We start from the raw sequence: 7,489 nt of genomic DNA, 5'->3' as shown, positions 1-7,489 counted from the left end.
CTCAGGTTATCCAAATGAAAGTCAATCGCAGTGACCTAGCGGCTTTGCTGGGTGTTTCGTTGCCTACGATAAATGTAAAAGTAAAAGCAGGAATGCCCTTTGTTTCAAAAGGAAGTCGGGGCATTGTCTGGCAATGATCACTTTATAAGCAATTACCATTAATCGTTAGGTGTTCTGAAAACATCTGTATTGCGTACATGTAAATTAACAATTAAAGTGTGCCGGAAATAAAGGGCTGGAAGCTAGGCAATTCATTGAGGTTTTCCGTACACCTTTACCGCTCTTGTGTAGTGTCGGTTTATTAACAAAGGAAGTGAAGAATGACCAAAAAGTATAGGGCAGCAATTTACACACGTGTCTCAACTGATAAACAGACCACCGAAAATCAACTTAGAGAACTTCAAGAAGTCATTAACCGTCATGGGTGGGAGTTGGTTAAGGTTTACGAAGACAAAGGCATAAGCGGTGCAAAAGGGCGTAACGAACGACTTGAACTGGATGCGCTAATGAAAGACGCAATTCGTAAACAGTTCGATATTGTTCTGAGTTGGTCGGTTGATAGACTTGGCCGTAGCCTTCAAGACCTCGTTGGTTTTCTTAACGAGCTCCACAGCAAACAGATTGATTTGTATTTACACCAACAAGCGCTCGACACGACAACGCCTTCTGGTAAAGCCATGTTTCAAATGTTAGGTGTGTTCTCAGAGTTCGAGCGTTCAATCATTCAAGAACGTGTAAAAGCCGGTTTGGAGCGAGCAAAAGCGAACGGTAAAACGCTAGGCAGGCCCAAAATAAACGCACAGCAGGAAAACAAAATCAAACGCCTGAGAGCAAAAGGTATTGGCATTCGTAGGGTTGCTGAAACAGTCGGTGTTGGCGTGAGTGTGGTTCAACGTATCGACAAAGAATTAAAAGAAGCGAGCTAATTTTTTTACTGATTTTTTTAGGGTGCTATCGATCCCAGAATTGATCGCTAAGCGGCGATAAGTTCAACCTTAAGTTCCCTATTCATAAACCTTAAAGTCCTCTCATACGATCGTTTTCGATCAATCACACCCTATCTCGCAATTAATAAGCCATTTTTAGTGAACATTAAGTTGAATTTGAGTCACTTGAGTGTCTTTGTTGTGGGTTTTTCAATGCTTGATTCCATCGTTTGTCAGCGTTTATTTTATAAAATGTTGCGATAGGACTTTTATCATTCACAGGAGAAAACGTTATGTTACCCAAGTTGCCCAATCTTGAAGACACACAAGCGTTACTGCGTTTTGTATTTGAGCATTATCAACAGACGTTGGAGCAAGATAAAACCGCACATGACTTTTTAAGTCGAAAAGGATTTACAGAAGAAGCCTTTTTAAAACCTCACCTTGTCGGGTTCTGTGCTCGAACGCTAGGCTCGGTATTGCCTTCAAAAAATCATAAAGTAGGCCGTGAATATCGACAAGCACTCAATGCGTTGGGGCTCATGGATAATGGACGAGAAGTGCTACACGGGTCGGTGGTGTTTCCTTTGTTTGGCAATAAAGGCTTGGTGGGTGTGTACGGTCATAAGACGATGGCGAAACATAAATTGCGTAAAACATCGAGCGTTGAAACCTTGATATGGTTTGAACATGGACTGATGAATCAACATCGGTTTGTTGATGCGGAAGTGGTGCTTATTTTTGATAACTGTTTGCAGGCGTTTCAGTTTGCGCAGTACGGCTTTGTGACGACGGTATTGAGCTCCGCGGACGACTTCCAACACTTACGTCATCATGCGGTGAAACGTGCGGTGTTTGTATTAACGCAAGAACCCAAAGAGAGCGGTTTACACGTTGTGCGCATGCAGGCTTTAAGTCAACTTGGCGTATCGACGTGGCAATGTCGATTATCGAACGACTGGGCTTATCAACTGAAACAAAAACCTTCATCGGTGTTGATTGAAACGTGGTTACAACAGAGTGTCAGTGTGTCCGGTGAAGGGCAACTGATGATTCAGCCGGTGCCTGCGAATGTAACGGTTCAGCACACGCAAGAGTTACCGGCGCTGCAGAAGCAAGACAACGACTTGTGGTTTACCTTAGAGACACGACAATACCGAGTGAAAGGTTTAAGCGATGCGCAAGGGCAACTGAAGGTGAATCTTTTGGTGCAAACGGAAGACGGTTTCTTTGTGGATGTGTTGGATGTGTACCAAGCAAAACCCAGACAACAGTTTGCTCGAATGGCCAGCAAAGAATGCAAAGTGGATGAGTCTTTGATTAAAAGCGATTTGGGGCAATTGATATTGGCTTTAGAAAGTCATTTGGTGAAACAAGACCAGCGCACTGTAAAAGTACCGACCATGAGCGACAAAGCCAAACGGGAAGCGCTAGACTGGCTGCACGCACCGAATTTAATCGACACCTTGCAACAGGAGCTTGATGATAGCGGCATTGTTGGTGAAGAGGACAATCGATTGATTGCGTATTTGGCGTGTGTGTCTCGTTTGTTACCGAAACCGATAGCCGTCCTTATACAAAGTCATTCGTCGGCCGGTAAAAGTTCGTTAATGGACGGTGTGTTGCAACTCATTCCGAAAGAAGCACAGTTTGTTGTATCGTCGTTAACGGGACAATCGCTGTATTACATGGGCCAAGAGTCACTGCAACATAAAATCTTATCCATTGCCGAAGAAGAAGGAGTCAGCTCAGCAAGCTATGCGTTAAAGTTGTTGCAGTCTCAAGGTGAAGTGACCTTAGCATCGGCTAGTCGCAACAAAGGCATTATCAGCACCGACAGTTACACGGTACGCGGCCCCGTAATGTTGTTTCTAACCACCACCGCCATTCAGTTAGACGAAGAGTTGGTGAATCGTTGTTTGGTATTATCGATTAACGAGTCGCAAACGCAAACGCAGCGCATTCATGCCTACCAACGTTTTAAGCGCACCTTGGCCGGTTGGCAACACGCTCAAAACACACAAGCACTGACTTGCAAGCACCATAACATTCAACGCCTGTTAAAGCCGTATCGAGTCTTGAATCCTTACGCCGAACAATTGCACTTTATGAGTCACCAAACTCGAACCCGGAGAGACCATGAGAAATACTTAACGCTCATCGATGCTATCGCGCTATTACATCAGTATCAAAGAGACGTGAAAACCTTTCAGCAAGGGAAGGAAAGCCTTGAGTACATTGAGGTGACTTTGGATGACATTGCTATAGCGAACCGATTGGCTGAGCCGGTGTTTAAAAATACGCTGGATGAACTGCCACCGCAAACTCGTAAATGCTTAACGCTGATTGAACAGTTTATCGAAGATAAGCAATCGGATGCGAACGAACCCATCGTGTTTACTCGACGAGACTTAAGAGAGTTTACCCACTGGAGCAACACGCAAATTCACATTCATTGCAAACGTCTTGAAGAGATGGAGTTGATTAAATCCGTTCGTCCGGTCAACGGTTACAAAGGCAAATATTATCAATTAGCCACTCAGGAAAACTCGAACGCTACAACCGCAACGCAAAGTGGCTTCAGGCTCCCGAAAAGTCCCCTGTAAGTCCGAAATTCGGTGTTCATTCGGTTTATACAGCCGAATGCTTCATGTTCGGTAGCAAGCCTGCTGTAGAGTAATTTACACCTCTGTTCGGTCATTTTGACCCACACCAATCATCCCTGTTTTTAACCGACCACCGTCCAGCGTTGTGCAAGGCGGCTGGTCTTCTATTGTCTGAACCAAGGAGAACCTTATGAAACCCAGAGTTTGGGATACCTTACCCATTGCCGACCTCAGCCATCCGAAAGGGTTTGGTCGATTGTGTGATGATTATTTGGAAGATATGGCGGTGCAACGTTTCAGTCCACGCACCGTGGAGGCTCGACGCAAAAGTTTGATGAAGTTTGTGCGCTGGTGTGTACTGCGAGACCTTGAGCGACCTGAACAGGTCACCACGCCTATCATCGATGCGTATCAACGGTATTTGCATCATTACCGCAAAGACAACGGTCAGCCCTTAAGTGCTGGCTCGCAGATTAACTTGTTGGTTGCGGTTAAATCGTTATTTGAGTGGTTAACAAAAAAAGGGTATTTGCTTATCAACACAGCATGTCACTTGGAGTTACCGAGTAATCGGCACAGCTTACCTAAGCATCTGTTTAGCGAAACTGAAATTAGCACCATTATGGCCCAACCGGATTTAAACACGCTGACCGGACTGCGTGACCGCACCATGTTTGAAGTTCTCTATGGTACGGCCATCCGACGTTTGGAAATGGTGAACCTCTTGTTGCACGATGTGGACTTTGAGTCGGGTGTGATTCGAGTTCGAGAAGGCAAAGGCGGAAAGGATAGGGCGGTGCCTTTTAATGCTCGAACCGCTCACTGGCTAACGAACTATTTGGAAAACGCTCGGCCGGCTTTAAGTCGCAATCGACACAGCCCTAAGCTGTTTTTAAATTACTTTGGCGGAGCCGTATCCGCTTCTACCGTTTCGCAGCGTCTGAGAGACTATCTAACAAAAGCAGGCATTGCCAAAGTCGGTTGTTGTCATCTCTTCCGGCACACCACAGCTACCAAAATGCTGGAAAACGGAGCCGATGTACGAGTCATTCAAAGCCTTTTAGGTCATGCTAACCTCACCAGTACACAGATATACACTAAGGTTTCTATTAAGCACCTGAAAGATGTTTACGAACGGACCCACCCGAGCAATCAAGTGCTAACGGAAGGTGATTAAGCGTTTTATTCAACTGATGCATTCCTTATAATGCGGTGGGCTTTGCGCTCATCGCTCTTTTACATTTCCTGTTAACTTCCTCAAATTTCTACCGTCGACCCACTGTTCGATTCTAGGTGCGGCATTGTCTACAACGCCTTTAACAAACCCACCACCATCACGGTGGCCAGTGGCCAGCGCATCGACCCGGATGACAGCAGTACCACCGCAAGCAGCGTTATCGATTTCCGTTACGGTGCTGACCAAATGCGTTACAAGCAAGTCAAAAAGAACAATGGGGAGGTCACCACCACGCTGTACGTTGGCAAGGTGTACGAAGAAGTCCGTACTAGCAACAAAACCGAAAAGAAACTCATCATCGATGACATTGCCATGCTCACCGAAACCCACATCAACGGTAACGTCAGCGAAGACTTAATGTTCTTCCACAAAGACCGTTTGGGTTCCACCACCGCGATGTTCGATACCAGCGGCAACATTCGGGAAACGCGCAGCTTTGATGCTTTCGGTAAACCTCGAACCGGTCAATTGGCCGACCACCCGGTGGCTAAGTTGTATCAATCTGAGCCAAGTTACGTGAAAAACACTCGCGGTTTCACTGACCACGAGCATATGGACGATGCACAACTGATTCATATGAATGGGCGAGCGTACGATTATAATCTGGGACGATTCCTTTCTGTGGATCCGTTTATACAGAGTCCAGGTAACAGTCAGAGTATGAATCCATATTCGTACATTATGAACAATCCGTTGGCTGGTACGGATCCGAGTGGGTATGTTTCAGAAACGGGCTCGGAGCATAATGCTGACATTACCACAACCCAAAAAACTTTTACTATGACCGTGACCAAAGCGGGCAGTCGCATTAAGCATAAAGTAGAAGTAACTGTTGGCGGAGAGGGCGATAACGTTTCAATCACCGGCATGAAAGGCGGCGATGGCGGCGCCCGGAGCGTAGCTGCTGGTGCTGTTAACAACTTCCTTTCGAATGTGAAAGAAGGTGTGAAGCAAGTGAATGCCGCTATGGCAAACGCTAGTGCGAAGCCTAATGTTGGAGATGGGCAGGTTGCTGGAGGGGAAAGTTTTATCTTTAATAATGACGGTATGAAGTTCACACCAGGGAGTACTGGGTTATCTAGTCATGAGCCCGGAACATGCGCTACTGCTGCATGTGCTGCTGGAATGCAGTGGCATCATAATGATTCAAGTATGCTGTCGATTGAAGAAAGTGAAAAGCGGCAGGAAGAACTTACTGATGCTATGTTGGGAGGCATAGGTCTATTTTCTGGTGCAGGATTAATTCGTTACTTTTTTAAGAAAGCTCCTAAGAAACTTACTAATTTGCGAAATGCTGATGAAGGCGCGGATAATGTTACGAACACTGGTGCTCAAAAAAGGTTAGCTGCTTATTTAAAACATAGTGCCAATTGGACAAGTGGAAGTTTAAAAGGAACTCTTGATAAGTATGCAAAGGGTATCAAGGGAGAGCTTTCTCATGACGGTGTTAAAACAAACTTCGTAAATGAAAAGCTAGGTATAAAAATAATGCAAGATAATGAAAACAATTATTTTAGAATCTACGATATGAACAGAAAAGCATATCTTGATGCTTCAGGAAATATTCCGAAAACCGGCGCTCTAAGAGGTAAAGAAGCTAAAAACTTCTTACAAGAACAAACTCATATTAGGAATACTGACTAATGCCTGATTTATATACGATCTTTGTTACGGATGGTTCAATAGATGAGAACGTTGTTGAGCATCATGAGGTTATACAATGGAGCTATCAAAACTTGGAACATCCGAATGTCATGCCCGTAACCTCTGAGCAAATATACCATTTAGGTAATATTGGGGTTTTAGATGTTATTTCAGAATTAAATGACAGCATGCTTGGTGAAGGAGAAGACGACTGGATAATTGAAAGTAAAATCAAAAGAGACGTCTTGGAAAGACTTGAACGAGATTTTAATTTAGAGGACGCTCTTCTTACTAAACTAAAAGAATTATTTAAATACTCTATTAAAAATGAGAGGAATATATATTTTCATTTTTGATTGTCTCGTTCAAAGTTTAGAGCGCTAAAATATGAAAATAACACTAAATGGCAATGACATCACGTAGTTGGGACATCCATGACTTATAGAGTTGTAGTTAAGTCCGAACAGTCCCCTTAGCTCCAAAGCCGATGCAACTCATCGGCTTCGTTCTTTGAAGTTGAAATTATCTTTTGTTGGGGTTTTAATTTGGACTATAGCGTTATATTCAAAAGAATATATTGAAAGCGCGAAGGAGCTTCAACCAATGAACACTTTAAGTTTGGTAAATAAGTTTGAAGAATATAAAAAGCTCAATGATGTAGTGGGTATGGAAAGTACTCTGATGGATATAAAGGATAGAATAAATTCACAAGAAGACTTTTCTCTTTATCTTAATATTATTTTAGATAACTTTGATACTTTATCTGTAAGCGTCCAGCAAAACACACCTATCCATAAGTAAGATTAATTCTTACTCTCCTGAACTTTTAGCCAGGAGACATTTCATGATTAAATGTAGAGCGCTAAATTACCATCGTAGCTTTTCCAAATTAGCAGCGGTAGGATTTCGATGTGTTACGGCCGTTTTACTACTGTAGTACCGAAGCCTGAAACGGCTGGATTAAAACCCAGCCTAAATCTTGATGCTATTTTAGTTTGTTGAGCTATTTTTAAGTTTCATATAAGGCTCACAATCAATGAAGATTTTTGAAAAGTCTATTGAATGGTTACGCTTCG

7 protein-coding genes are annotated in these 7,489 nt (G+C 43.6%); 6 read left to right on the top strand and 1 reads right to left on the bottom strand.

Annotated elements, in window-relative coordinates; translation table 11 throughout:
* Positions 1-320 precede the first annotated feature (320 nt).
* From ACTUJY_RS20685 to xerC, 3 genes are all read left to right on the top strand, one after another.
* The gene (locus ACTUJY_RS20685; RefSeq protein WP_463618040.1) at positions 321-926 is read left to right on the top strand and encodes a recombinase family protein; all 606 of its coding nucleotides are present in this window, start codon (positions 321-323) and stop codon (positions 924-926) included.
* Positions 927-1,219: 293 nt separating this feature from the next.
* Entirely contained in the window at positions 1,220-3,532 is a 2,313-nt protein-coding gene (locus tag ACTUJY_RS20680; RefSeq protein ID WP_463618039.1) for a hypothetical protein, read from the top strand.
* A gap of 190 nt (positions 3,533-3,722) precedes the next feature.
* Entirely contained in the window at positions 3,723-4,709 is a 987-nt protein-coding gene (gene xerC / locus ACTUJY_RS20675) for a site-specific tyrosine recombinase XerC (protein WP_463618038.1), read from the top strand.
* 48 nt (positions 4,710-4,757) lie between these two features.
* Here xerC and ACTUJY_RS20670 read toward each other — a convergent pair whose 3' ends face one another.
* Positions 4,758-4,955: a hypothetical protein gene (locus ACTUJY_RS20670; protein WP_463618037.1), complete on the bottom strand. Its 198-nt coding sequence runs from the start codon at positions 4,953-4,955 to the stop codon at positions 4,758-4,760.
* Here ACTUJY_RS20670 and ACTUJY_RS20665 point away from each other — a divergent pair, their 5' ends adjacent.
* From ACTUJY_RS20665 to ACTUJY_RS20655, 3 genes are all read left to right on the top strand, one after another.
* Entirely contained in the window at positions 4,956-6,413 is a 1,458-nt protein-coding gene (locus ACTUJY_RS20665) for an RHS repeat domain-containing protein (protein WP_463618036.1), read from the top strand.
* On the top strand, positions 6,413-6,769 hold the full coding sequence (locus ACTUJY_RS20660; RefSeq protein ID WP_463618035.1) for a DMP12 family DNA mimic protein: 357 nt from the start codon (positions 6,413-6,415) through the stop codon (positions 6,767-6,769). The genes ACTUJY_RS20665 and ACTUJY_RS20660 overlap by 1 nt, the downstream gene beginning before the upstream one ends.
* Positions 6,770-7,016: 247 nt before the next feature.
* Entirely contained in the window at positions 7,017-7,214 is a 198-nt protein-coding gene (locus ACTUJY_RS20655) for a hypothetical protein (RefSeq protein ID WP_463618034.1), read from the top strand.
* Positions 7,215-7,489 lie beyond the last annotated feature (275 nt).

It is taken from the genome of Pleionea sp. WD8-19 (assembly GCF_055326765.1).
Note: the sequence above shows the minus strand (reverse complement) of the source record. Positions and strands in the feature narration are given on the sequence as shown.

Coding starts and splice junctions, on each gene's coding strand:
- xerC (WP_463618038.1), top strand. CDS start 3,723: ATGAAACCCAGAGTTTGGGATACCTTACCCATTGCCGACCTCAGCCAT.
- ACTUJY_RS20660 (WP_463618035.1), top strand. CDS start 6,413: ATGCCTGATTTATATACGATCTTTGTTACGGATGGTTCAATAGATGAG.
- ACTUJY_RS20665 (WP_463618036.1), top strand. CDS start 4,956: ATGCGTTACAAGCAAGTCAAAAAGAACAATGGGGAGGTCACCACCACG.
- ACTUJY_RS20680 (WP_463618039.1), top strand. CDS start 1,220: ATGTTACCCAAGTTGCCCAATCTTGAAGACACACAAGCGTTACTGCGT.
- ACTUJY_RS20685 (WP_463618040.1), top strand. CDS start 321: ATGACCAAAAAGTATAGGGCAGCAATTTACACACGTGTCTCAACTGAT.
- ACTUJY_RS20655 (WP_463618034.1), top strand. CDS start 7,017: ATGAACACTTTAAGTTTGGTAAATAAGTTTGAAGAATATAAAAAGCTC.